23 protein-coding genes and 2 rRNA genes are annotated in these 23,200 nt (G+C 71.4%); 19 read left to right on the forward strand and 6 right to left on the reverse strand.

The window, feature by feature from the left end; all coding sequences use genetic code 11:
* From LY41_RS22745 to LY41_RS22775, 7 genes are all read left to right on the forward strand, one after another.
* Positions 1 to 257, forward strand: a 23S ribosomal RNA gene (locus LY41_RS22745); the annotation flags it as partial.
* Between the two features lie 101 nt (positions 258 to 358).
* Positions 359 to 475, forward strand: a 5S ribosomal RNA gene (gene rrf, locus LY41_RS22750).
* A 107-nt stretch (positions 476 to 582) separates the two neighbouring features.
* Positions 583 to 2,064 carry a hypothetical protein gene (locus LY41_RS22755; protein ID WP_253866473.1) on the forward strand — a complete coding sequence of 494 codons (1,482 nt, stop codon included), beginning with the start codon at positions 583 to 585 and terminating at the stop codon, positions 2,062 to 2,064.
* Positions 2,057 to 3,079, forward strand: coding sequence for an HAD-IIA family hydrolase (locus LY41_RS22760; RefSeq protein ID WP_253866475.1), 1,023 nt, complete (start codon positions 2,057 to 2,059; stop codon positions 3,077 to 3,079). The genes LY41_RS22755 and LY41_RS22760 overlap by 8 nt, the downstream gene beginning before the upstream one ends.
* An 87-nt stretch (positions 3,080 to 3,166) precedes the next feature.
* Complete coding sequence (locus tag LY41_RS22765; RefSeq protein WP_253866737.1) at positions 3,167 to 3,397, forward strand: hypothetical protein; 231 nt, start codon at positions 3,167 to 3,169, stop codon at positions 3,395 to 3,397.
* Positions 3,398 to 3,454: 57 nt separating this feature from the next.
* Positions 3,455 to 4,276, forward strand: a complete 822-nt coding sequence (locus tag LY41_RS22770) for a TlyA family RNA methyltransferase (RefSeq protein ID WP_253866478.1) — start codon at positions 3,455 to 3,457, stop codon at positions 4,274 to 4,276.
* 25 nt (positions 4,277 to 4,301) lie between these two features.
* Positions 4,302 to 5,225 carry an NAD kinase gene (locus tag LY41_RS22775; RefSeq protein ID WP_253866479.1) on the forward strand — a complete coding sequence of 308 codons (924 nt, stop codon included), beginning with the start codon at positions 4,302 to 4,304 and terminating at the stop codon, positions 5,223 to 5,225.
* Positions 5,226 to 5,376: 151 nt separating this feature from the next.
* Here LY41_RS22775 and LY41_RS23740 read toward each other — a convergent pair whose 3' ends face one another.
* Positions 5,377 to 6,111 carry a DUF4232 domain-containing protein gene (locus LY41_RS23740; RefSeq protein ID WP_301297535.1) on the reverse strand — a complete coding sequence of 245 codons (735 nt, stop codon included), beginning with the start codon at positions 6,109 to 6,111 and terminating at the stop codon, positions 5,377 to 5,379.
* On the opposite strand from LY41_RS23740, the gene recN reads away from it, so the two are divergent.
* The 3 genes from recN (at position 6,002) to LY41_RS22795 (ending at position 10,326) form a co-directional block, all read left to right on the forward strand.
* Positions 6,002 to 8,002 carry a DNA repair protein RecN gene (recN, locus tag LY41_RS22785; protein WP_253866713.1) on the forward strand — a complete coding sequence of 667 codons (2,001 nt, stop codon included), beginning with the start codon at positions 6,002 to 6,004 and terminating at the stop codon, positions 8,000 to 8,002. The genes LY41_RS23740 and recN overlap by 110 nt on opposite strands.
* 192 nt (positions 8,003 to 8,194) lie before the next feature.
* Positions 8,195 to 9,379, forward strand: coding sequence for a putative cytokinetic ring protein SteA (steA, locus tag LY41_RS22790; RefSeq protein WP_253866483.1), 1,185 nt, complete (start codon positions 8,195 to 8,197; stop codon positions 9,377 to 9,379).
* Entirely contained in the window at positions 9,376 to 10,326 is a 951-nt protein-coding gene (locus LY41_RS22795; protein WP_253866485.1) for a copper transporter, read from the forward strand. Before steA ends, LY41_RS22795 begins: the two co-directional genes overlap by 4 nt.
* Positions 10,327 to 10,355: 29 nt before the next feature.
* Here LY41_RS22795 and aroA read toward each other — a convergent pair whose 3' ends face one another.
* Positions 10,356 to 11,702, reverse strand: coding sequence for a 3-phosphoshikimate 1-carboxyvinyltransferase (gene aroA, locus LY41_RS22800; protein WP_308292298.1), 1,347 nt, complete (start codon positions 11,700 to 11,702; stop codon positions 10,356 to 10,358).
* A gap of 86 nt (positions 11,703 to 11,788) precedes the next feature.
* Here aroA and pyrG point away from each other — a divergent pair, with 86 nt between their 5' ends.
* Positions 11,789 to 13,486 (forward strand): CTP synthase, encoded by a 1,698-nt coding sequence (pyrG, locus tag LY41_RS22805; RefSeq protein ID WP_253866487.1) that lies wholly within the window; start codon positions 11,789 to 11,791, stop codon positions 13,484 to 13,486.
* On the forward strand, positions 13,483 to 14,118 hold the full coding sequence (locus LY41_RS22810) for an NUDIX domain-containing protein (RefSeq protein WP_253866489.1): 636 nt from the start codon (positions 13,483 to 13,485) through the stop codon (positions 14,116 to 14,118). Before pyrG ends, LY41_RS22810 begins: the two co-directional genes overlap by 4 nt.
* A 35-nt stretch (positions 14,119 to 14,153) precedes the next feature.
* Here LY41_RS22810 and LY41_RS22815 read toward each other — a convergent pair whose 3' ends face one another.
* The gene (locus LY41_RS22815; protein WP_253866491.1) at positions 14,154 to 14,654 is read right to left on the reverse strand and encodes a DUF1707 domain-containing protein; all 501 of its coding nucleotides are present in this window, start codon (positions 14,652 to 14,654) and stop codon (positions 14,154 to 14,156) included.
* A gap of 133 nt (positions 14,655 to 14,787) precedes the next feature.
* Between LY41_RS22815 and xerD the strand changes: the two genes are divergently transcribed.
* The 6 genes from xerD (at position 14,788) to LY41_RS22845 (ending at position 20,140) form a co-directional block, all read left to right on the forward strand.
* A complete protein-coding gene (xerD, locus tag LY41_RS22820; protein ID WP_253866492.1) occupies positions 14,788 to 15,720 on the forward strand; it encodes a site-specific tyrosine recombinase XerD in 933 nt (310 codons plus the stop codon).
* A gap of 225 nt (positions 15,721 to 15,945) precedes the next feature.
* Positions 15,946 to 16,968 (forward strand): ParA family protein, encoded by a 1,023-nt coding sequence (locus LY41_RS22825; protein WP_253866493.1) that lies wholly within the window; start codon positions 15,946 to 15,948, stop codon positions 16,966 to 16,968.
* Positions 16,969 to 17,243: 275 nt separating this feature from the next.
* Positions 17,244 to 17,657 carry a cobyrinic acid ac-diamide synthase gene (locus LY41_RS22830; RefSeq protein WP_372493352.1) on the forward strand — a complete coding sequence of 138 codons (414 nt, stop codon included), beginning with the start codon at positions 17,244 to 17,246 and terminating at the stop codon, positions 17,655 to 17,657.
* A complete protein-coding gene (locus tag LY41_RS22835) occupies positions 17,657 to 18,637 on the forward strand; it encodes a segregation and condensation protein A (RefSeq protein WP_253866495.1) in 981 nt (326 codons plus the stop codon). Before LY41_RS22830 ends, LY41_RS22835 begins: the two co-directional genes overlap by 1 nt.
* Positions 18,634 to 19,410: an SMC-Scp complex subunit ScpB gene (gene scpB, locus LY41_RS22840; RefSeq protein ID WP_253866497.1), complete on the forward strand. Its 777-nt coding sequence runs from the start codon at positions 18,634 to 18,636 to the stop codon at positions 19,408 to 19,410. Before LY41_RS22835 ends, scpB begins: the two co-directional genes overlap by 4 nt.
* The gene (locus LY41_RS22845) at positions 19,400 to 20,140 is read left to right on the forward strand and encodes a pseudouridine synthase (RefSeq protein WP_253866499.1); all 741 of its coding nucleotides are present in this window, start codon (positions 19,400 to 19,402) and stop codon (positions 20,138 to 20,140) included. The genes scpB and LY41_RS22845 overlap by 11 nt, the downstream gene beginning before the upstream one ends.
* A 101-nt stretch (positions 20,141 to 20,241) precedes the next feature.
* On the opposite strand, the gene LY41_RS22850 is transcribed toward LY41_RS22845, so the two are convergent.
* A complete protein-coding gene (locus tag LY41_RS22850) occupies positions 20,242 to 20,670 on the reverse strand; it encodes an organic hydroperoxide resistance protein (RefSeq protein WP_253866501.1) in 429 nt (142 codons plus the stop codon).
* Positions 20,671 to 20,777: 107 nt separating this feature from the next.
* Between LY41_RS22850 and LY41_RS22855 the strand changes: the two genes are divergently transcribed.
* Complete coding sequence (locus LY41_RS22855) at positions 20,778 to 21,401, forward strand: TetR/AcrR family transcriptional regulator (RefSeq protein WP_253866503.1); 624 nt, start codon at positions 20,778 to 20,780, stop codon at positions 21,399 to 21,401.
* A gap of 60 nt (positions 21,402 to 21,461) precedes the next feature.
* On the opposite strand, the gene LY41_RS22860 is transcribed toward LY41_RS22855, so the two are convergent.
* A complete protein-coding gene (locus LY41_RS22860; RefSeq protein WP_253866505.1) occupies positions 21,462 to 22,640 on the reverse strand; it encodes a cation:proton antiporter in 1,179 nt (392 codons plus the stop codon).
* 9 nt (positions 22,641 to 22,649) lie between these two features.
* Positions 22,650 to 23,132: a cation:proton antiporter regulatory subunit gene (locus tag LY41_RS22865; RefSeq protein ID WP_253866507.1), complete on the reverse strand. Its 483-nt coding sequence runs from the start codon at positions 23,130 to 23,132 to the stop codon at positions 22,650 to 22,652.
* Positions 23,133 to 23,200: the final 68 nt, after the last annotated feature.

A 23,200-nucleotide genomic window follows, 5' to 3' on the forward strand; every position in this document is an offset into this window, starting at 1 on the left:
CTGTCCCTAGTACGAGAGGACCGGGACGGACGAACCTCTGGTGCGCCAGTTGTCCCGCCAGGGGCATGGCTGGTTGGCTACGTTCGGAAGGGATAACCGCTGAAGGCATCTAAGCGGGAAGCCTGTTCCCAGATGAGGTCTCCCACCCCGTTGTGGGTTAAGGCCCCCAAGAGATGATTGGGTTGATAGGCCAGACATGGAAGCGCAGTAATGTGTGTTGGAGTGGACTGGTACTAACAGGCCGAGGACTTGCCTACAACGATGCTACGCACCCACTCTACGATCCTGAAACACCACACCACCCGCCCCACAGGCTGGTTCGTGTGGCGCGGGGCAACGGTGTGTTGTTTCGTAGTGTTTCGGTGGTGATAGCGGCAGGGACACGCCCGGTCCCATTCCGAACCCGGAAGCTAAGCCTGCCAGCGCCGATGGTACTGCACTCGACAGGGTGTGGGAGAGTAGGACACCGCCGAACCCAACATAAAATGGTAGGGCCCGTCGGAGTCGACCATCTTGAACGAGATGGGCGCCCGACGGGCCCTACACGTATGCTCAACCAGAACTTCAACAGTGGGAGGACCCGTGTCCGACACGAGCGGGCGCGACCGGTCGGGCCGCGACGATCGCGGCCGATCCGAGCGATCCGGCGGCGCCGGCGATTCCGGCAGCCGTGGCCGGGGCACACCAGGACGGTCGGGGCCGTACGGTCGAGGCCGGGACGACGCCGCACGAGGCGGCAGTGACGGTGGCCGCGGCGACCGGCGCAACGACGATCGCCGCGGCTCGGATCGGCGCGGTGACAGTTCACGCGGTGACGACAGGCGCGGCGGCTACGACCGGGGCGGATCCGGCCGCGGGTCGGACGACCGGCGAGGTGGTCGCAGCGAGGATCGCCGGGCTGGTCAGGGCGGTGCTGGTCAGGGGCACAGTGGCCAGGGCCGAGGATCCGACGCGCGGGGAGGCGGCCGCGGGCGCGACGACCGCGGTCGGCAGTCGGGCGGCCGGGACGATCGCGGCGGCAGGCCGGACCGGCCCCGGGACGAGCGCGGGCGTGATGATCGCGACCGCGGGGACCGGAATCGCGACGGCCGCAAGGGCGGCCCGCGGGACGACCGCGGCTCGCGGGACGGCCGCGGTGCGGCCGACGACCGGGGTTCCCGCGACACCAGGAGAGGCCCCGGCGCCGACCAGCGGAGGACCGGCGACTCCCGGCCGGGGTACGGAGACCGGAGGCCCGGCGGTGGTGACCGGAAATTCCGGGACGATCGCAACCGGGGTGAGGATCGGCAGTCCGGAGGCGGCCGACGCCGGGACGACCGTCCGGACCGCTCCGGACCGCGCTCGGGCGGCAAGCCCGATTCCGGGAAATCGGACCGTAACGGCCCACGCGACGTCCCGGCGGCGCCGGACCTGCCGGACGAGGCCGACTACGCGATGCTCGACGGAGACGCCAAGCGAGAACTCCGGTCGCTGCCGAAGGATTTCGGCGAGCGAATCGGCCGGCATCTCGTCGCTGCCGGGACACTCCTCGACAGCGACCCGGATGCGGCGCTCGCCCACGCGCGCTACGCCAAGAAGCGTGCGTCCCGGATCGCCGTGGTGCGTGAGGCGCTGGGATTGGCGGCCTATCACACCGGAAACTGGTCCGAGGCGCTCTCGGAACTCCGCGCGGTGCGCCGGATGACCCACACCGACGCGCACGTCGCGGTGATCGCGGACGCCGAACGTGCGATGGGAAGGCCGGAACGCGCGATCGATCTCATCAAGGAGACCGACGTCGCCGGGCTGGCGAAGGAGACCGCGGTCGAGCTGAAGATCGTCGAGGCGGGTGCGCGCCGGGACCTCGGCCAGCTCGATGCGGCCGTCGTCACGCTGCAGGGCGCCGACCTCGAACCGAAGCGGCCGCAGCCGTGGAGCGTGCGGCTGTTCTACGCCTACGCCGACAATCTCGCCGCGGCGGGACGTACGGCGGACGCGGTGCAGTGGTTCCTGCACGCCGCCGAGATCGACGACGACCTGCAGACCGATGCCGCCGACCGGGCCGCGGAGCTCGCGGATGAGTGAGTCCGCGCCGTTGTCGCAGGTCTGCGACGCGTTGCTGTTCGACCTCGACGGCACGGTGTACCGGGGCGGCGAACCCGTACCGGGGGCGGCCGGCGCGGTTGCGCGGGCGCGCGAGCGCGGCGCGCGGGTCCGGTTCGTGACCAACAACGCGTCGAAGGCTCCGGAGTCGGTCGTGGCGCATCTCGCCGCAGTGGGAGTGCCCGCGACCGGTGACGAGGTGAGCACGAGTGCGCAGGCGGGGGTGCGGCTGCTCGCGGACCGTCTCGATCCCGGTGCGACGGCCCTCGTCGTCGGCACCGACGCGCTGGCCGAACAAGTCGCGGCCGCCGGTCTCACGCCGGTGCGCACGGCCGAGGACACGGTGGCCGGCGTCGTCCAGGGGCATGCGCCCGAGACGGCCTGGCCCGTACTCGCCGAGGCCTGCCTGGCGATCCGGGCCGGTGCAGTGTGGGTGGCGTGCAACGAGGACGCCACGCTGCCCGCCGAACGCGGTCTGCTGCCCGGCAACGGCGCCATGGTCGCCGCACTGCGTGCCGCGACGGGACGGACCCCGCTCGTCGCGGGGAAACCGGAGACGCCGCTGCTGCGGCTCGCCGCGGACTCGGCCGCAAGCACGCACCCACTGGTGATCGGAGATCGGCTCGAGACCGACATCGCAGGTGCCGTGGCCGCAGACATGGCCTCGCTCGCGGTCCTGACCGGAGTGGTGACACCGGCCGAACTACTGGAAGCGGGTCCGGCCGAACGTCCCGGATACGTGGCCGCCGACCTCGCCGCACTCGACGAACCCGCCGCCGTGGTGGCGGTCGGGCCGCACGAGGACTGGCATGTCGACGCCCGCGGCGACGTGCTCCGGGTCACGGCGGGCGATGCCGAGGGACCCGCGGAACCGATGACACTGCTGCGCGCGCTGTGCGATGCGGCGTGGCGTACGGGGACGACCGCGGTGCGCCCAGGGGACGGCCGGAGTGACGGCCCGGCAGCGGCGGCGTTGGCCGACCTCGGCTTGGCCTGACCGCTGCGCGCCGTCCCGGGCACGGGTCGCCGGATGCGACCCCTGGCGGCGACGGCCGGCGAGGGGGCGATCGGATAGCGTTGAGGCGTGCACGAGGACAACGACCCGGCAGCAGGCCCGTCGCCGGAGGCCGGCCGAGAAACACCAGCGCCCCCGGACGCCGAATCGACCCAGGACGCCGACCCGCGTGCGGGGATCGACGAGGCGGTCGCCGCGCTCGACGGTCTCGATCAGCTGCCCGTGGCCGAGCACGTCGAACGGTTCGAGGCCGTGCACACCGAGCTCACCGTGGCTCTGTCCAGCATCGACAAGGTGTGACCATGACCGTTGCAGGCTCCGGCGGGCCGGTGCACCGGCCCGGGAAGTGGCCGGGACATGCCGCGTAGGGCACGGCTGGACGCCGAGTTGGTGCGACGTGGTCTCGCCCGCTCCCGCGAACACGCCAGTACGTTGATCGGCGAAGGCAGGGTCACCGTGCGCGGCATGGCGGCGGGCAAAGCGGCGACGAGTGTCGAGCCGGACGCCCCGATCGTGGTGCGCACCGACGACGACCCCGGCTGGGCGTCACGGGGTGCGCACAAGCTGCTCGGCGCGCTCGAGGCGTTCACCCCCGACGGCCTGACCGTCGCCGGGACCCGCTGCCTCGACGCGGGCGCCTCCACCGGTGGCTTCACCGATGTGCTGCTGCGGGAGGGGGCGCGGGAGGTCGTGGCCGCCGACGTCGGACGCGGCCTGCTGGACTGGCGCCTCCGCACCGACGAACGCGTGCTCGTGCGGGACCGGACCAACGTCCGGAGCCTCACTTCCGACGGCATCGGTGGTCCGGTGGACCGGGTCGTCGCGGACCTTTCGTTCATTTCGCTGAAGCTCGTGCTCCCTGCGTTGGCTGCCTGCTCGGTCGACGGCGGCGATCTGCTGCCGATGGTGAAACCCCAGTTCGAGGTCGGGAAACACCGGCTGGGCAGCGGCGGCGTCGTCCGTGACCCGGAGCTGCGCGCCGAGGCGGTGCTGGAGGTGCTGGCCGTGGCCGCCGAACACGGTCTGTATGCGCGCGGCGTGACGGCGAGCCCGCTGCCCGGACCGTCCGGCAACGTCGAGTTCTTCGCCTGGCTGCGCAAGGGCGACCTGGACACCGGGGCCGGCCGGGCCGACCCGGAGCAGCTCGTGCGCACCGCGATCGACAAGGGTCCGCAGTGACGGCGGCGACGGTGAGAGGACCGCGATGAGTTTCGGGCCTCGCGAAATCCTGCTCGTGGTGCACCCGGACCGCGAGTCGACCCAGGACGCCGCGCGCGCGGTCGCCGCACGCCTGGCCGGCGCCGGGATCGGCCTGCGCGTGGTCGACGACGAGGTACGTCAGCTCGTCGGGCGGGCAGGGGACACGCCGTGTGTCGTGGTCGATCCGGACGACCGTCCCGCGGACGGTGCCGAATTGGTGCTCGTGCTCGGCGGCGACGGCACGCTGTTGCGGGCCGCCGAACTCGCCCGGCCCGCCGGGGTTCCGGTGCTCGGCGTGAACCTGGGCCGGGTCGGCTTCCTGACCGAGGCCGATTCGGATGCGCTGGCCGACACGGTCGAACGCGTCGTGCGGGGTGCGTACCGCATCGACGAGCGGATGACGATCGACGTGACCGTGACGCGGGGTGACGAGGTCGTGGCCTCGACGTGGGCGCTCAACGAGGCGAGCGTGGAGAAATCCACCCGGGACCGCATCCTGGACGCGCTGATCGAGGTGGACGGGCGGCCGGTGTCGGCGTTCGGCTGCGACGGCGTGCTGTGCTCGACGCCGACCGGGTCGACGGCGTACGCCTTCTCGGCCGGCGGGCCCGTGGTGTGGCCGGACGTCGAGGCGTTGCTGGTGGTGCCGAGCAACGCACACGCCATGTTCTCGCGGCCGCTGGTCGTCTCGCGCGAATCGGTGATCTCGGTGAACGTCGATCCCGACGGTTCGCCCGCGGTGCTGACCTGCGACGGGCTGCGTCACATCGAGCTCGACGCCGGTATGCAGGTGCGGGTCGTCGCGGGCAGGGTGCCCGTCCGGCTGGCGCACCTGTGGGACGGGCCGTTCACCGACCGGCTCGTGCACAAGTTCTCCCTGCCCGTGAAAAGCTGGCGCGAGCGCCACGATCGCGGCGACCCGAGCTGACGGGACCCGAGCTGACGGGACCCGAGTAGACGGGATCCGAGTAGACGGGATCCGAGTTGGCAGCGTGGCCGGCCGCCGTGCGGGGACCGGGCCGCGGCGTGGGAACCCGTCGGCCTGCGCGGTGTGCCCCGGCTGCCGCCGGTGACCGGGTCTAGCGGCCGTCGTCCTGGTACCAGGCGCGGACCCCGAGCGTGCCGGTCGTGCCGAGATCGATGTGCAACCCGTTCCGGTCGGGTGCCGGCTGCTCCACCGGCTGCCACGGCCGTGTCCCGGAGGGAGCGATCTCCAGGTACTCGCCCACCCCGGGTGCGGTGGTTCCGGTGTTCGTGTTGCGCCACATCAGGCCGGTGCGCGCGGTTCCGCCCGGCTCGAGTGTGACGCTCCGGGGCGGGTCGTCGAACCCGTCGACCGTCGCGATCCCCGCGGACCCCTCGCGGACGCGCACGTCCATCCGCGTGCGGTTCTCGTCGAGCACCCGTAGCCGGGGATACCCGCTGAGGCCCTGTGGCCGCCCGCCGCAGTTCGTGACCTCCAGGTGCAGGATGCGCAGTCCCATGGCGGCCTCACTGCCGTCGGCTGCGACCCGCAATCCACCTGCGGGACACGGTTCGCCGGGGGGCGGCGGTGCCGCTGTCGGCGTATCCACGGCTTCCGGGGCCGGGGTGGCCGTGCAGGCTCCGAGGAGCAGCACGGACAGGAGGCCGAGCGATGCGGGTACGCGACTTCTCACCCGTGCATCCTCCCGGTTGTCGGTGACTGCCGATACGGTGGTGCCCGTGCTGGCCGAGATGCGAATCCAGGGCCTCGGAGTGATCGAGGACGCCCTGCTCGAACTGCACCCGGGTCTCACCGTCGTCACCGGTGAGACAGGGGCGGGCAAGACCATGGTCGTCACCGGACTGCACCTGTTGTCGGGTGGCCGGTCGGACGCCTCGAAAGTGCGCGCGGGTGCGGCCAAGGCAACCGTCGAAGGGCGGTTCGAGGGCATCGACGCGGCCGGGGACCGTGCGCCGACGATCGTGACCGATGCGGGCGCCGACATCGACGAGGACGGCAGTGTCATCGCACTCCGTTCGGTCGGTGCCGACGGCCGTTCTCGTGCGCATCTCGGCGGCCGGTCCGCGCCGGTGGGCGTGCTCGGCGACCTGGCCGAGCAGTTGATCGCGGTCCACGGGCAGAACGATCAGCTGAAACTGCTGCGTTCGACGGAGCAGCGCGGGGTGCTCGACCGGTTCGCGGGCGAGCCCGTCGCGACCCCGCTCGCCGAGTACCGGCGGATCCGGCGCGACTGGCTCGACGTGATCGCCGAGCTCGAGGAGCGGTCGTCGCGCTCACGGGAACTGGCCCAGCAGGCCGACATGCTGCGGCACGGTCTCGCCGAGATCGAGTCGGTGGCCCCGGAGCCCGGTGAGGACACCGAACTGACCGAACAGGTGAAACGGCTGTCGGCGGTCGACGAGCTGCGGGAGGCGGCCTCGGCCGCGTCGGCGGCCGTGTCCGGTGCCGCCGACGGCGATCCGGACGTTCCGGGTGCGCTCGGTCTGCTGGCCGACGCCCGCCGCCGGATGTCGGCGGTCGACGACACGGTGCTGCGTGACCTCGAACCGCGCCTGGCCGAGGCGGCGACACTGCTGTCCGACGTCGGTGCCGAGCTCACGGGCTACCTCGACGGGCTCGAAGCCGACCCGGAGCGGCTGGAGCGGATCCTGGCCCGGCAGTCGGACCTGAAGAAGCTGACCCGCAAGTACGGCGCCGACGTCGACGGCGTGCTCGCATGGGCGCAGGACGCACGGGAACGGCTGGCCGGGCTGGACACCTCCGACGAGGCCCTCACCGCTCTCGCGGCGCGCCGCGACGAGCTGGCCGCCGAGCTCGCGGACCGCGCCGAAGCGGTGAGCACGGCGCGCCGCGCCGCCGCGGCCGAGCTCGCGGACCGGATCACCGCCGAGCTGGCAGGCCTGGCCATGGGACAGGCGGAGGTCGCACTGTCGGTCCGCGCCAAGGCCGCCGACGAAGGGGACCCGCACGGGCTGACCGTCGCCGGGGATCGGGTGCACGCCGGTCCGGAGGGCGTCGACGAGGTCGAACTCGTGCTCAAGGCCCATTCCGGTGCGCAGCCGATGCCGGTCCACAAGGCGGCCTCCGGTGGTGAGCTGTCCCGCGTGATGCTGGCGATCGAGGTCGTACTGGCGCACGCCGATCCCGTGCAGACGCTCGTGTTCGACGAGGTCGACGCCGGTGTCGGCGGCCGCGCGGCGGTCGAGATCGGCAAACGGCTCGCCAGACTGGCGCGTACCCACCAGGTGCTGGTGGTGACGCACCTGCCGCAGGTCGCCGCGTTCGCGGACCGGCATCTCGTGGTGGACAAGGGCACGGCCGACGGGATCACCCGCAGCGGTGTGACCGTGCTGGACCCGGCACACCGCGTCGACGAGCTCGCGCGCATGTTGGCGGGCCTCGACGACAGCGACGCGGGCCGGGCACACGCGGAAGAGCTCATCGCCACCGCCGACACGTACAAATCGGAGACCGTCACACCGACGAGTGATGCCGGCACCGGCAACGCGGGGGAGACCGGCACGGCCCCGCGCAACGCGGGTTCGCCGCGCGGCGGTTCGCACCACGCCGATGCGGACGGTGCCGATGCCAACGGTGCCGATGCGGACGGTGCCGGTTCCACGGGTTCCGGTTCCCGAGGCGCGGGGAGCGGGCGGAAGAAGGCGGCGGGCACGGCGGGCACTGCGACCGAGAAGTCCGGGAAACGGCGCCGGAAATGACCGGTCCGAAGTGGATCTTCGTGGGCGCCGGCCGTTGCGCCGGACACCGATGGATCGGGTGCCGCGGCCTCCGGTGAGGCCCGGCCGGCGCGGTCGCACGGGGTGTGATCCTCGGCGCGGATGACGGTGATCGTCGGCCGTCCCCGGCGCGTCGCCGCGGTGTTCGGCGAGTTCGTTTGCCAGTATCGAGCCATGAAACTCTCCGGCTTGCTCACCCGGGCCAAGGAATCGCTGCCCGGCATCAGCGGAGTGGCACGCGTCGACCGGCGCACCCGGGAGCTGCTGCGGCGGGTGGGTTCCGGGGACATCGTCGTGATGGACGAGGTCGATATCGACCGCGCCACGGCGGATGTGCTCGTCGCGGCCGAGGTGGCCGCGGTCGTGAATGCCGCACCGTCTATTTCGGGCCGGTTCCCCAACCTCGGCCCGGAGATCCTCGTCGAAGCGGGTATCCCGCTGGTCGACGGCGTCGGCACGGACGTGGTGCAGCGCATCAAGGACGGCAGCAAGCTGCGCCTGCTCGAGGGCACGCTGTACGCCGGGGACGAAGAGCTCGCGTCCGGCACGGTGCAGACGGCCGAGAGCATCGCCGATGCGATGATCGAAGCCAAGGCCGGGATGTCCACGCAACTGGAGGCGTTCTCGGCCAACACGATCGAGTTCCTCCGCCGGGAGCGAGCACTGATCCTCGACGGTGTGGGTGTTCCCGAGCTGCGGTTGCCGCTGAAGGACCGGCATGTGCTGGTCGTCGCGCCGGGCAACGAACACGCCGAGGACCTCAAGGCGCTGAAGAAGTACATCAACGAGCACCGGCCCGCGCTGATCGGCGTCGACGCAGCGGCCGACACCCTGCGTGAACTGGGCTACACCCCGGACGTCGTCGTCGGGGACCCGAGCGGCATCGGGGCGCAGACACTCAAGGAATGCCACGAGGTCGTCGTGCCGGCGCAGCCGGACGGCTACGCGCCCGGTGTCGAGCGGATCCAGGACCTCGGGATCGGGGCCGTCACGTTCCCGGCGTCCGGCAACTCGGAGGACCTGGCGTTGCTGCTGGCCGACACCCACGACGCCGGACTGGTCGTGACGGTCGGGTTCCAGGCGACGCTGCGCGAGTTTCTCGACCACGGCCGGTCCGGTTCCAACCCGTCGACGTTCCTGACGAGACTCAAGCTCGGCACGAAACTCGTCGACGGGAAGGCCGTCGCCACACTGCACCGCAGCCGGGTGTCGATGAGTGCCGTCGTGCTGCTCGTGCTCGCTGCGCTGGCGGTGGTCGCGGCCGCGCTGCTCGTCTCCGACGTCGGTAGCGTGTACGCGGATTGGCTGCGCGACACCTGGAATTCGTTCGCGTCCTGGATCAGGGGGCTGCTGTCGTGATTTCGCTGCGATACCACATCGTCTCGATCGCAGCGGTGTTCCTCGCGCTGGCGATCGGTGTCGTGCTCGGCTCGACCGCGCTGAACGGGACGCTGCTGTCCGGGTTGTCGGACGAGCGCGGGGAGCTCGCCGCGAAGGTGAGCGACCTCGAATCGGAGCGCAACGCGTTGCAGGCACAGCTGGCAGATGCGGACGAGTTCGCGGGGTCGGTCGGTGGCAACGTGGTCGACGGGCTGCTCGACAAGCGTTCGGTCGTGTTCGTCACGACCCCGGACGCGAGTTCGGCCGATCGGGATGCGCTGACGGAACGGATCGAGCAGGCGGGTGCCGACGTCACCGGCGAGGTGCAGCTGACGGATGCGTTCACCGATCCCGGCCAGTCGGATCAGGTGCGCGAGGTCGCCACGCGGTTGCAGCCGTCGGGTGCGCAGTTCCCGACGGCGGGCGATCCGGGCACGCTGGCCGGGGCGCTCGTCGGTTCGGTACTGCTGCTCGACGGGGAGAACGCGAAACCGCAGGCCTCCGGCGACGAACGGCAGGCCGCGCTGTCCGGGCTGACCGACAGCGGGTTCGTCGATCCGAGCAGCGAGTCCGCGAAGCCGGCGCAGCTGGCGATCGTGCTCACCGGTGGTGAGGCCGAAGGCGAGGGTGCCGGCAACAAGGCCGCGACGATGGCCCGGTTCGCGGCCCAGCTCGACCGTTCGGGCGCGGGGGCCGTGCTGGCAGGCAGGGAGGGCACTGCGGGTGGCACCGGTGCCGTCGGCGTGGCCAGGGCGGACACCGCAGTGACATCCGTGCTGTCCACGGTGGACAACATCGCGTCGCACTCCGGCCGGATCGCCACCGTGCTGGCACTGCGTGAACAGCTCGAAGGGGACGTGGGTCGCTACGGCACGGCGGGCAACGCCGAGGCCCCGGCGCCGGGTGTCGATCAGGAGAGCCGCTGACGCTCGCTCCGGCGGCTGTCAGCCGGTTTTCAGCCGAGTACGGCGTGCCAGGCGTCCACGAAGCCGGGGAACGTCTTGCCGACCGTGGCGGGATTCTCCACCTCGATACCGCGCACCCGCAGACCCAGCACCGCACCCGCCATGACGAGCCGGTGGTCGTCGTAGGTGTGGAACGTGCCTGCGCGCAGCGGTGCCGGGCGGATGACCAGTCCGTCGGCGGTGTCGGTGACGTCGCCGCCGAGCGCGGTCAGCTCGGTGGCGAGCGCGGTCAGCCGGTCGGTCTCGTGCCCGCGCAGGTGCGCCACGCCGGAGATGCGTGAAGGGCCGTCGGCGAAACACAGCATCGCCGCGATCACCGGCGTCAGCTCGCCGACCTCGTGCAGGTCGAGTTCCCGTCCGGGCAGGTGGCCGCTGCCGGTCACGCGGAGCAGGTCGGAGCCGTCCGGTGCGCGTTCGAACACGGCCTCACCACCGAGTTCGGCGACGAGACTGCGCAGCCAGTCACCCGGTTGGGTGGTCTCGCGCGGCCATCCGGCGATCCGCACCGTGCCACCGGCGACCAGCGGTGCCGCCACGAACGGTGCGGCGGTCGACAGGTCCGGTTCGACGGTGTAGTCGGCGAGCGTGAGCGTGGCGGGCGGTACGTGGACCTCGCGGCCGTGGCGCTCGGGTGCCGCGCCGAACCGGCGCAGCATGTCGAGGGTCATCGCGATGTGCGGCTCGCTGGGAACCGTGCCGACCAGGCGCACCGTGACGCCGCGTTCGAATGCGGGAGCGGCCAGCAGCAGCGCCGACAGGAACTGGCTGGACGCCGACGAGTCGAGGTCGACCTCGCCGCCGGTGAGCCCGCCGTGACCGTGGACGGTGAAGGGCGGGGCTCCGGGACGGCCGCCCTCGTCCGCGACGTCCGCGCCGAGGTCACGCAGTGCGTCCAGCAGCGGGGAGAGCGGCCGGTGGCGGATCGCGGCGTCGCCGTCGAAGTGGACGGTCCGGTTGCCCAGCGCGGCCGGTGCAGGGGTGAACCGGGCGACCGTGCCGGCGTTGCCGAGTGCCACGTCCGTCTCACCGCTGCCGGGGGTGAGCGGGCTGATGCGGACCCCGTCCGGGGTGTGCTCGGCAGTCGCGCCGAGGGCGGTCAGGGCGCCGAGCATCAGGCGGGCGTCCCGCGAATCGAGCGGTTCGCGCACGAGTGTGGGGCCGGTCGACAGCGCCGCGAGTACGTACGCCCGGTTGGTGATCGATTTCGACCCGGGCACGCGCACCGTGGCGTCGAGTGCGCCGCCGAGTGTGCCGTCGCCGCCCGCCGTTCCCTGCGCGTGCGGCGCCGTCGGGGCGGTCCAGGGGGACGTGGTGGGCACGGGGTCGTCGGAGGGCACGGAGTCACTGTCGCATGCGCGGGGGCACGCGGCGCGCGTGAGGCGCCTGCGCGCGAATCCGTAAGGGTGAGTTAAGGTGGAAGCCCGTGGGACTTCAGCCGCGGACAACCAAGTACGTCTTCGTCACCGGAGGCGTCGCCTCCTCGCTCGGCAAGGGGCTGACCGCCTCCAGCCTGGGCCAGCTCCTCACCGCTCGTGGACTCCGCGTCACGATGCAGAAGCTGGATCCGTATCTCAACGTCGACCCGGGAACGATGAACCCGTTCCAGCACGGTGAGGTGTTCGTCACCGAGGACGGCGCCGAGACCGACCTGGACATCGGACACTACGAACGCTTCCTCGACCGTGAGTTGTCCGGTTCGGCCAACGTGACGACCGGTCAGGTGTACTCCTCCGTGATCGCCAAGGAACGCCGCGGCGAGTATCTCGGCGACACGGTGCAGGTCATTCCGCACATCACGGACGAGATCAAGGCACGCATCATGGCCGTCGCCGACGGCGACGGCAGTGGTAAGCGGCCCGACGTCGTCATCACCGAGGTCGGCGGCACCGTGGGCGACATCGAGTCCCTGCCGTTCCTCGAGGCATGCCGCCAGGTGCGCCACGACGTCGGCCGGGACAACTGCTTCTTCCTGCACGTCTCGCTCGTGCCGTACCTCGCGCCGTCGGGCGAGCTCAAGACGAAGCCGACCCAGCACTCGGTGGCTGCGCTGCGCAACATCGGCATCCAGCCGGACGCGCTGGTGTGCCGCGCCGACCGCGAGCTGTCCGACGAGGTCAAGAACAAGATCGGCCTCATGTCCGATGTGGACAGTGAGGCCGTCATTGCCTGCCCGGATGCGCCGTCCATCTACGACATTCCGAAGGTGCTGCACGCCGAGGCGCTCGACGCCTACGTGGTGCGCAGGCTCGGACTGCCGTTCCGCGACGTCGACTGGACGGTGTGGGGCGACCTGCTCGAGCGAGTGCACAACCCGAACGAGACGGTGCGGATCGCGCTGGTCGGCAAGTACATCGACCTGCCCGACGCCTACCTGTCGGTGACCGAGGCGCTACGGGCCGGTGGTTTCGCCCACCACGCGAAGGTGAAGATCGTCTGGGTCGCCTCCGACGACCTGCTCACCGAGTCGGGTGCGGCCGCCGCCCTGTCCGATGTGGATGGCGTACTGATCCCCGGCGGTTTCGGTATCCGCGGTATCGAGGGCAAGATCGGTGCCATCACGTTCGCCCGCGAGCGCGGGATCCCGGTCCTGGGCCTGTGCCTGGGGCTGCAGTGCATGGTCGTGGAGGCGGCCCGCAATCTCGCCGGCATCGAGGGTGCGGACTCGGCCGAGTTCGACGCCGACACGCAGCACCCCGTGATCTCCACGATGGCCGACCAGAAGGAGGTCGTCGCGGGGGAGAAGGACATGGGCGGCACGATGCGACTCGGTGCGTACCCGGCGAAGCTGCAGCCGGGATCGCAGGTCGCAGCCGCCTACGGCGAGACGGAGATCTCCGAGCGGCACCGCCATCGCTACGAGGTCAACAATGCCTACCGCGCCCGGCTGTCGGAGGCGGGCCTGGCTTTCTCCGGCACCTCGCCCGACGACCGGCTCGTCGAGTTCGTGGAGCTGCCGGCCGACCAGCACCCGTTCTTCGTCGCCACCCAGGCGCACCCCGAGCTCAAGAGCAGGCCGACGCGGCCGCACCCGCTGTTCAGCGCGTTCGTCGGCGCGGTCGTCGAGTACCACACCGCCGAGCGGCTCCCCGTCGAACTGCCGGAATCGGCGGGCACGCGGTGAACGAACCGGGAACGCACGAGTTCGAGGTGGTGTCCACCCGGGACGTGCACATCGGACGGGTCGTCGGACTGCGCGTCGACGAGGTGTCGATGCCGGGCGGGGCGACGGCGCAGCGCGAAGTGGTCGAGCACCTCGGCGCCGTGGCCGTCTGCGCGGTCGGCGACGACGGTGCGGTGACGCTGATCCACCAGTACCGCCACCCGGTGCACGACCGGCTGTGGGAGCTGCCCGCGGGGCTGCTCGACGTCGACGGCGAGGAGCCGGTGGACACCGCAGCCCGGGAACTCGCCGAGGAAGCGGGACTGTCCGCGGCGCGCTGGGACACGCTCGTCGAGGTCGCCGCGTCACCGGGGTTCACGGACGAGGTCGTGCGCGTCTACCTGGCGCGGGAGCTGACACCGGTCCGGCGCGAGGCACACGGTGACGAGGAGGCCGATCTGACGATCACGACCGTCCCGTTGGCCGAGGCCGTCGGGATGGCGCTGTCCGGTGAGCTCGTCAACGGTGCCACGGTCGCCGGGGTGCTCGCGGCGCACACCGTGCTCGCCGGCGACCGGTCCCCGCGGGGGCCGCATGCACCCTGGCGGCACCGGCCGATGACGTTCGCCGAACGGTTCCGCGACGGCGTCTGACACTCCGGCCACGGTACCGGCGGCCGGCGGCGAGATCAGTCGCGGAGTCGCCGGCCGTTGCCGTCGACTCCGCCTTTGGCCAGTAGCACGATCCCGTCGATGAGCGGCCAGATCGAGCCCACGCCGAGTGTCAGCAGCGTCACCGACAACTGGGCGAGCGCCAAGCCGGTGTGTCCCGTGTAGAACCTGCCGATGCCGAACGGGAGCAGGATCTGCAGCACTCCGGCGACGATTTTCGACTTGTCGGGCGGAGGTAGCACCTCGGCGGTGCGGTTCGCTGTGGGCACCGCACCGGGGTGGTGTGTCGTCGGTGGGAACGGCTCGGGCTGAGGCCGGAGGAATGTGGGGTGCGGCGCGGGAAGGTCGTCGAACAGTCCGCTCAGGTCGGCCCGTGTCCGTGCCGCGGCGGCCGCGCCCACGCGGCCCCCGTACTCGTCCATCGACAGCCGGCCGGCGCTGAAGTGGTCGGCGAGCACGCGGGAGGCTTCCTCCCGTTCGGCGTCTCCGACGCGGAGCGCGTTCGGGTCCTGCGTCATGGGCGCGACGCTACCGGTTCGACGCCGGTTCGGGCGCTCTTGGCAGGCCGGCGCGGTTCGCCCACGCGAACGAGGGGGAACAGGCCCTGGCGAATGTGCCTGCCGACGCGACCGGTCCGTTTACAGTGTCGGCGTGGCACGCGCGCGAGGCTCCGTCGAACACGTCGTGACGAGTTATCTCGACCATCTCGCGGTGGAACGCGGTACGTCGAAGAACACTCTCGACGGCTACACCCGCGACCTGCGCCGGTACGTGGCGTTCCTGGAACGCAACGGGATCACCGACCCGGCGGCCGTCGAACCGGCGCACGTCGCCGAGTTCGGCGCCGCGCTGCGGGAGGGCGACGACGAGCACCGCCCGCTGGCGGCGTCGTCGGCGGCCAGGGCGCTCGTGGCGGTGCGCGGGCTGCACAGATTCGCCAGTGCGGACGGCATCACCGAGCACGACCCTGCCCGCGACGTGCACCCGCCCGCACCTCCGCGACGACTGCCGAAGGCGCTGCCGGTCGATGACGTGCTGCGGTTGCTCGCGACCCCGGCGCCGGACGGCGAACGCCCACTGCGGGATCGTGCGCTGCTCGAACTGCTGTACTCGACCGGTGCGCGCATCTCCGAGGCCGTCGGACTGGACGTCGACGACATCGATACGGCCGAGCGCACCGTGCTGCTCGACGGCAAGGGAGGCAGGCAGCGACTCGTGCCGATCGGCAGGCCGGCACTGGACGCGCTCGACGCCTACCTCGTGCGTGCACGCCCGGTGCTGGCCAGGTCGGGGCGGGGCACCGCCGCGGTGTTCCTCAACGCGCGCGGCGGGAGACTGTCGCGGCAGAGCGCGTGGCACGTGCTCAAGACCGCCGCGGAGCGAGCGGGCATCGGTGCGGCCGTGTCGCCGCACACCCTGCGGCATTCGTTCGCCACCCACCTCATCGAAGGTGGTGCCGACGTCCGGGTGGTGCAGGAGCTGCTCGGACATGCGTCGGTCTCGACCACGCAGGTCTACACCCTCGTCACCGTCACCACGCTCCGCGAGGTGTACGCGACGGCGCATCCCCGCGCACTGAAGTGACCGGTGAAGTGACCGGTGACCGGTGAAGTGACCGGTGGGCGGTGCGGTGACCGGTGGGCGGTGACCGGTGCGGTGGCGGGGTGTGCGGTCACGGCGTGGCCGGCAGGTAGCAGGCACCGCCGACCGGCGACAATCCGCCGCGCCACGCGGCGAGCCTCTTTGCCGCTATGTCTACAACCCGAATAGGCTGGCGGCGTTCTTGCCCCAAGGAGGAGCTTCCGCCCTATGTCGACCTCCCAGCAGCCGCGATCCGAGTCCGGCGGCACGTCTGCCGAGGGCAGTGGTGCGACCGCAGGCGCCCCGTCCGACCCCGCAGCAGGCCCGGGTTACTCCGGCGCGGCTGCGGCCGACACAGCACCCTCGGCGGCAGGCGAGGGACCGGCCGCCGAGGCGGCCGACGAGGCGTCGGCCGACAAGGTCAAGCTCGGCCCGACGGGGCGGCCGCTGCGGGAGATCCCGGAGCCTCCGGAGCTGCAGGCACACGGCCCCGCCACGGTGCTGGCCATGTGCAACCAGAAGGGCGGAGTGGGCAAAACGACCTCGACGATCAACCTCGGCGCCGCGCTCGCCGAGTACGGCAGGCGCGTCCTGCTCGTCGACTTCGACCCGCAGGGCGCCCTGTCGGTCGGTCTCGGCGTGCAGCCGCACGAACTCGAGCAGAGCGTCTACAACGTGATCATGGAGCGCTCGCTCCCGGTGGACAGCGTCATCCGGGACACGAAACTCGAGGGCATCGACCTGTTGCCGAGCAATATCGACCTGTCGGCGGCCGAGGTGCAGCTGGTCGCCGAGGTCGGGCGTGAGCACACGCTACTGAGGGTGCTGCATCCGGTGATCAAGCAGTACGACTATGTTCTGGTCGACTGCCAGCCGTCGCTGGGACTGCTCACCGTCAACGCGCTGACCGCGTCCGACGGCGTGATCATCCCGCTGGAGTGCGAGTTCTTCAGTCTGCGGGGCGTGGCGTTGCTGATCGACACCATCGATAAGGTGCGCGAACGGCTCAACCCCAAACTGGACATCAGCGGCATTCTCGCCACGATGTTCGACTCGAGGACGTTGCATTCGAAGGAGGTCATGGCGCGCGTGGTGGAGGCATTCGGGGACACGGTGTTCGACACGGTGATCAACCGCACCGTGCGATTCCCGGAGACCACTGTGGCCGGTGAACCGATCACCAAGTGGGCTCCGCGTTCGGCCGGCGCTGCGGCGTACCGGCAGCTGGCACGTGAGGTGATCGGCCGGTGAACAGGCGAGCATCCCTGCCCGGCGCGTCCGAACTGTTCCGCCGCACCAGCAATCCCGTGTTCGGTGACGGTGCCGTGACGCCTGCCGGGCCGCCCTCGCCGGCACCGGCTCCGGAGGCCGAATCGGTCGAGACGGCCACACCCGACGCGTCGTCACGCGCGGCCGAGGCACCGGCCCCGGCGGAGCCTGCCCCCGCGGACGTTGCGGCGGACACGGAAACGGCCCCGGAGGAGCCCGCTGGTGGCACGGGGTCGGCCAGGCAGGCAGAGCTGGCCCTGGAGACGGAGCCGGTTCCGGAGACGGAGCAGGCCCGGAAGACGGAGCAGGCCCGGAACGCGAAGCCGGCGCGTGGGACCGAGTCGGCCGGGGAGAATCCGGCGGCGGGGACGGCGGCCTCGGAGAAGGCGGGCCCGGGCGGTCTGGCGAAGGCGAGCACGAAGCGCCGTGGCTCGGGCCGGCAGAAGCACGATGCGAAGATCACCGTGTACCTGTCCGGTGACGAGCTGGTCGCGATGGAACAGGCTCGGCTGGCGCTGCGCGCCTCGCACGCTCTCGCGGTCGATCGCGGGCGCATCGTGCGTGAGGCCGTCGCCGTCCTGCTGGCCGATTTCGAGGCCCGCGGCGAGGATTCGGTGCTGGTGACCCGGCTGCGTGACGGCGACCTCGACGACCAGGAAGCCGCGGACTGATGGACCACGGGGCACCGCCCCGGTCGGATGCCGACGACACGTCGGCCGACCCGAGTACCACCGCCTCGGCTCCGGACGAGGGTTCCGGGATCGGTGCGGTCGCGACGCCCGGAATCGCCGTGGAAGCGGGTGCCGGCGGCGCGGAGGATTCCGACCAGACCGAGGCCGCCGACGGCACGCCGCGGTTCCAGGTGCGGCTGGAGAACTTCGAGGGCCCGTTCGACCTGCTGCTGCAGTTGATCTCGCAGCACCAGCTGGACGTCACCGAGGTGGCACTGCACCGGGTCACCGACGACTTCATCGCCCACACCCGGTCGCTCGGCCAGGAGTGGGACCTCGACGAGACGACCGAGTTCCTCGTCGTCGCGGCGACGTTGCTCGATCTGAAGGCCGCGCGGCTGCTGCCCTCGGCCGAGGTCGAGGACGAGGACGACCTGGCACTGCTGGAGGCACGTGACCTGCTGTTCGCGCGCGTGCTGCAGTACCGTGCGTACAAGCAGGTGGCGGCGCTGTTCGGGCAGCTGGAGGCGGGTGCACTCCGGCGCTACCCGCGGTCGGTCAGCCTGGAGGAGCGGTATCTCGGCCTGCTGCCCGAAGTGATGCTCGGCGTCACGCCCGACAGGTTCGCCGACGTCGCGCTCGGGGTGTTCCGGCCGAAGCCGGAGCCCGAGGTGTCGCTCGATCACCTTCACATGGGGAAGGTCTCGGTGCGTGAACACGCGGCGATGCTGCGGGTGCGCCTCGCCGAGGAGGGCACGGGTACGTTCCGCGAGCTCGTGGCCGACTGTGAGCACACCATCGAGGTGGTCGCGCGGTTCCTGGCGCTGCTCGACCTCTATCGGGAGAAGTCGGTGGACCTCGAGCAGGAGGAGGCGTTGGGCGAACTGCACGTGCGCTGGACGGGCGGTTCGGTCGAGGAGGCGACCGCGCGGTCCGAGGCCGACCGGTCCACCGGGACGGACGACGAGGAGTACGGGTGAGCGAGCCACACGACAGCGATGCGCAGGCCGGCGACGCGTCCGGCGCCACCGACCGCCCCGTGGACACGGCCGACACCACCGTGGACACGACCGACCCGACCGCCGAGGAGGGCGACGCCGAGGGCTTCGGGGACCGGTCCGGCCCTGCCGAGGGGGATCCCGGCACCGAGGACGGCGAGAGTGAGGACACGAGCCTGACGGCGGTGGCGCAGGACCGGACGTTGCCGGACCTGTCCGATTACGGCGCGCTGGTGTCGGCGCTCGAGTCGATGCTGCTCGTCGTCGACGCGCCTGCCACCGAGGAGTCCCTGGCAGGTGCGGTGGAACAGCCGGTCGATCGGGTGACCGAGACGTTGCGCACGATGGCCGAGGACTACACCGACCGCGGTAGCGGTTTCGACCTGCGTCGGTCCGGCGAAGGATGGCGGTTCTACACGCGCGAGGTGTACGCACCGTTCGTGGAGAAACTGCTGCTCGACGGCCAGCGGTCGAAGCTCACGCGCGCGGCGCTCGAAACGCTCGCGGTGATCGCCTACCGGCAACCGGTCACGCGCTCGAGGGTCGCGGCGGTACGCGGTGTGAACGTCGACGGCGTGATCCGTACGCTCGTACAGCGCGGTCTGATCGCGGAGAGCGGCGCCGATGGCGCGTCCGGCGGCACGCTGTACGTGACGACCGAGCTGTTCCTGGAGCGGTTGGGTCTGGAGTCGCTGAACGACCTGCCGCCCATCGCACCCTTGCTACCCGAAGTGGATTCGATCGATGACATCTAGCAGCCCCGAAGGGGTTCGCCTGCAGAAAGTGCTCGCCCAGGCGGGTGTCGCGTCGCGGCGCGCGTCCGAGGAGCTGATCGCGCGGGGCCGGGTGAGCGTCGACGGCGAGACCGTGCGGGAACTCGGCAGGCGGGTCGACCCGGACACCGCGGTGATCCACGTCGACGGCGAGCGCCTGATCGTCGACGACACGCTGGTGTACCTCGCGCTGAACAAGCCGAAGGGCGTGCACAGCACGATGTCCGATGACGAGGGCAGGCCGTGCGTGGGCGACTACGTGCGCAAGCGCAACGAACGCCTGTTCCACGTCGGCAGGCTCGACGCCGAGACCGAGGGCCTGCTGCTGCTGACCAACGACGGAGACCTGGCGAACAAGCTGATGCACCCGTCGTTCCACGTGCCGAAGACCTACGTGGCCGAAGTGGACGGCGCGGTGCCGCGTGGCCTCGGTAAGCGGCTGCGCAACGGGATCGAGCTCGACGACGGGCCCGTGCGCGTGGACGAGTTCCGGGTCAAGGACATCCAGGCGGGGCGGACGATGATCGAGCTCGTGCTGCACGAGGGCCGCAAGCACGTCGTGCGCCGGCTGCTGCGCCAGGTGGGCCACCCGGTGCGCAAACTGGTTCGCACGTCGGTCGGCGGCGTGCAGCTCGGGCAGACCAAACCCGGCGCGATCCGCAAGCTGAACCGTCAGGAGGTCGGCTCGCTCTACAAGGTCGTGCGCTCGTAACGGCCCTCGCCGCGTACCCGCAGGCATACCCGGACTCACGTATCCGGACTCACGCCGACTGCGGCCTCGCGCCCGTGGCGTGCGAGGCCGCAGTCGGGTGGTCAGGCGACCGTGGTGTCGACGGTCACCGGGATGTTGCCGCGGGTGGCGTTGGAGTACGGGCACATCGCGTGGGCGGCCTCGGCCAGCTCGTCGGCGGTGGCCTGGTCGACGCCCGACAGCTCGACGTGCAGGTCCGCGGCGAGGCTGAACCCGCCTTCGTCCTGCGGTCGCAGCTGCACCTCGGCGACGACGGCCGAGTCGCTGATCGTCGTCTTGCGCTGCGCCGCCACAGCCTTCAGCGCGGAGTGGAAGCACGTGGCCCAGCCCGCCGCGAACAGCTGTTCCGGGTTGGTGCCGTCGCCCGTGCCGCCCATTTCCGTCGGGACCGCGAGCGTGACGTCGAGTGTCTCGTCGTTCGTGGCGGCCCTGCCGCCGCGCCTGCCGTCGCCGGTGGAGGTCGCGATCGCGGTGTACACGGCTTCTGACATGGAGTTCTCCTCGTTCGGCGTCATGTAGACTAACTAGTACGTCTATACGTTAGCACCGAACGGGAGCAGGTGCAGGCGAGTCGCCGATCGGCGACGAAGGGAGCGAGATGGCGGAGCGAACCACCCGGGGCGGGGCGAGGAGGGGCGGTACGGGAGCCGCGGCCGAACGGGCACAGCTCCCGGTGCGGGACAGGATTCTGGATGCGGCGGACGAGCTGTTCTACGCCGAGGGGATCCGCGCCGTCAGCGCCGACCGGATCATCGCCGCCGCGAGCGTGAGCAAGGTGACGTTCTACCGGCACTTCCCGACGAAGGACGACCTGGTCGTCGCCTACCTCGAACTGCGCGCGTCCGTCGAGCGCGAGGCGGTCGAGGCGTTGCGCACGCAGCACGCGGGTGATCCGGAAGGGATGCTCACCGGGCTGGCGCGCGAGCTCGCGGCCGTCAGCTGCGCTCCGGGGTTCCGCGGCTGCCCGTACATCAACGCCGCCGCCGAGTACTCCGACCCGGCACACGTCGTCCGCCGCGCCGTGACCGCTCACCGCGCATGGTTCGCGGGCGTGCTGCAGGAGCAGCTCGGCGAACTCGGCGTCACGGATCCGGCCGTCGCCGAGCAGTTGATGATGCTGCGGGACGGTGCGATGGTCCACGGCGACCTCGGCGGATCCGACGAGACGCGAGCGCAGACCCTCCTCGCCGGCGGACGGGCGATCATCCGCGCGGCACGCTGAATCCCGGCGCGCGGTCGCCCGCCGCCCCGCGGCTCCGGCAGGTCGGCGGAGACGTGCCGGTCACGAGCCGGTCGTCGCCGGGCTCGGCTGCAGGCGCCGGGCCACGGGTTCGACGACGCGGGCCGCGGTGGGGCCGAGGATCGCCATCAGCAGCACGTACGCGGTGGCGAGCGCGGCGAGTTCGCCCTCGACGGCGCCTGCGCTCACCGCGAGTCCGGCGATGACGATGGAGAACTCCCCGCGCGCCACGAGCGCCGCGCCCGCTCGCGCCCGGCCCAGCCTGCCGACCCCGGAGCGTCGCGCCGCCCACCACCCGGTGCCGACCTTCGTCACGGTCGTCACCACGGCGAGCACGACGGCCCAGGCCAGTACCGGCGGGATCGACGCGGGGTCGGTGTTCAGCCCGAACACGACGAAGAACACGGCCGCGAACAGGTCGCGCAGCGGTTCGAGCAGGCGGGTGGCGTTCTCCGCCGTCGATCCGGAGATCGCGATACCCAGCAGGAACGCGCCCACCGCGGCCGAGACCTGCAGCGCCTGCGCCAGCCCGGCCACCAGCAGCGCCGCCCCGAACACGCGCAGCAGGAACACTTCGCGGTCGTCGCTGTCCACGATCGCGGAGACGAATCGCCCGTACTTGATCGCGATCACCAGCACGACCGAGATGACCAGCAGCGACACGCCCACCGCCGTCAGGCCGCCCAGCAGGCTCACGCCGCCGAGGACCGCGGTCAGGATCGGCAGGTACAGCGCCATCGCGAGGTCCTCGAACACCAGGATGGACAGCACGACCGGGGTTTCGCGGTTACCGAGCCTGCCCAGGTCGCCGAGGACCTTGGCGATGATGCCGGACGAGGAGATGTACGTGACACCGGCGAGTGCCAGTGCGCCGACCGGACCCCAGCCCAGCAGCAGTGCCACCACGGCACCCGGCGCGGCGTTGGCCACGATGTCGACGAGGCCGGCTGGCCACGACCGTTTCATCCCGCCGACGAGCTCGGTCGCCGAGTACTCGAGCCCGAGCAGCAGCAACAGCAGTACGACGCCGATCTCGCTGGCCAGCTGCGTGAACTGGCCGATGTCGCCCAGCTCGATCACACCGCCGTGGCCGAAGAACAACCCGCCGACCAGGTACAGCGGAATCGGTGACATGCCGACACGTTGCGCGACCTTGCCGAGTACCCCGAGTAGGAAGAAGACCGCGCCGAGCTCGATCAGGGCGAGGGCGGTGTGGTCCACGGCGGGCCGTCACCCCTGATGGAGGATCTTCGTGGCCGCGTCGAGCCCCTCGGCGGTGCCGACGGCGACGACGAGGTCCCGGGCCGTGAAGACGAAGTCGGGGGCGGGGGACGGGTGGATCTGACCTGCGCGCATCACCGCGACCACGGACACGCCGGTCCGCGTGCGGATCGCGGTGTCGCCCAGTGTCCGGCCGTCGTAGGGCGACGCCGCCTTGATCGTCAGCTGGCGGGTGCTGATGCCCGGCAGGTCCTTCTGCTCCTCGGCGAGCTGCGCGACGAGCTGCGGCACCCCGAGCAGGTTCGCCAGCGCGCCCGCCTCGTCGGCGGTCAGCGGCAGCGACGCCAGGCACGCGTCGGGGTCGTCCGATTTGGAGACGATGAGATCGGTCGTGCCGTCGCGGTGGCTGACGACGCCGATCCTGCGGCCGTTCCCCGCCACGAATTCCTTCCGGACACCGATGCCCGGCAGTGGAGTGACTTCGACGTTCACGTGTTCACCGTACCCCTCCGGCTGCGGGGCGAGCACCCGTGGCGGAGACGCCGCCCCGATTCGGTGGC

Source organism: Prauserella halophila, assembly GCF_024171895.1.
In the GTDB taxonomy this organism is placed as follows: domain Bacteria; phylum Actinomycetota; class Actinomycetes; order Mycobacteriales; family Pseudonocardiaceae; genus Prauserella; species Prauserella halophila.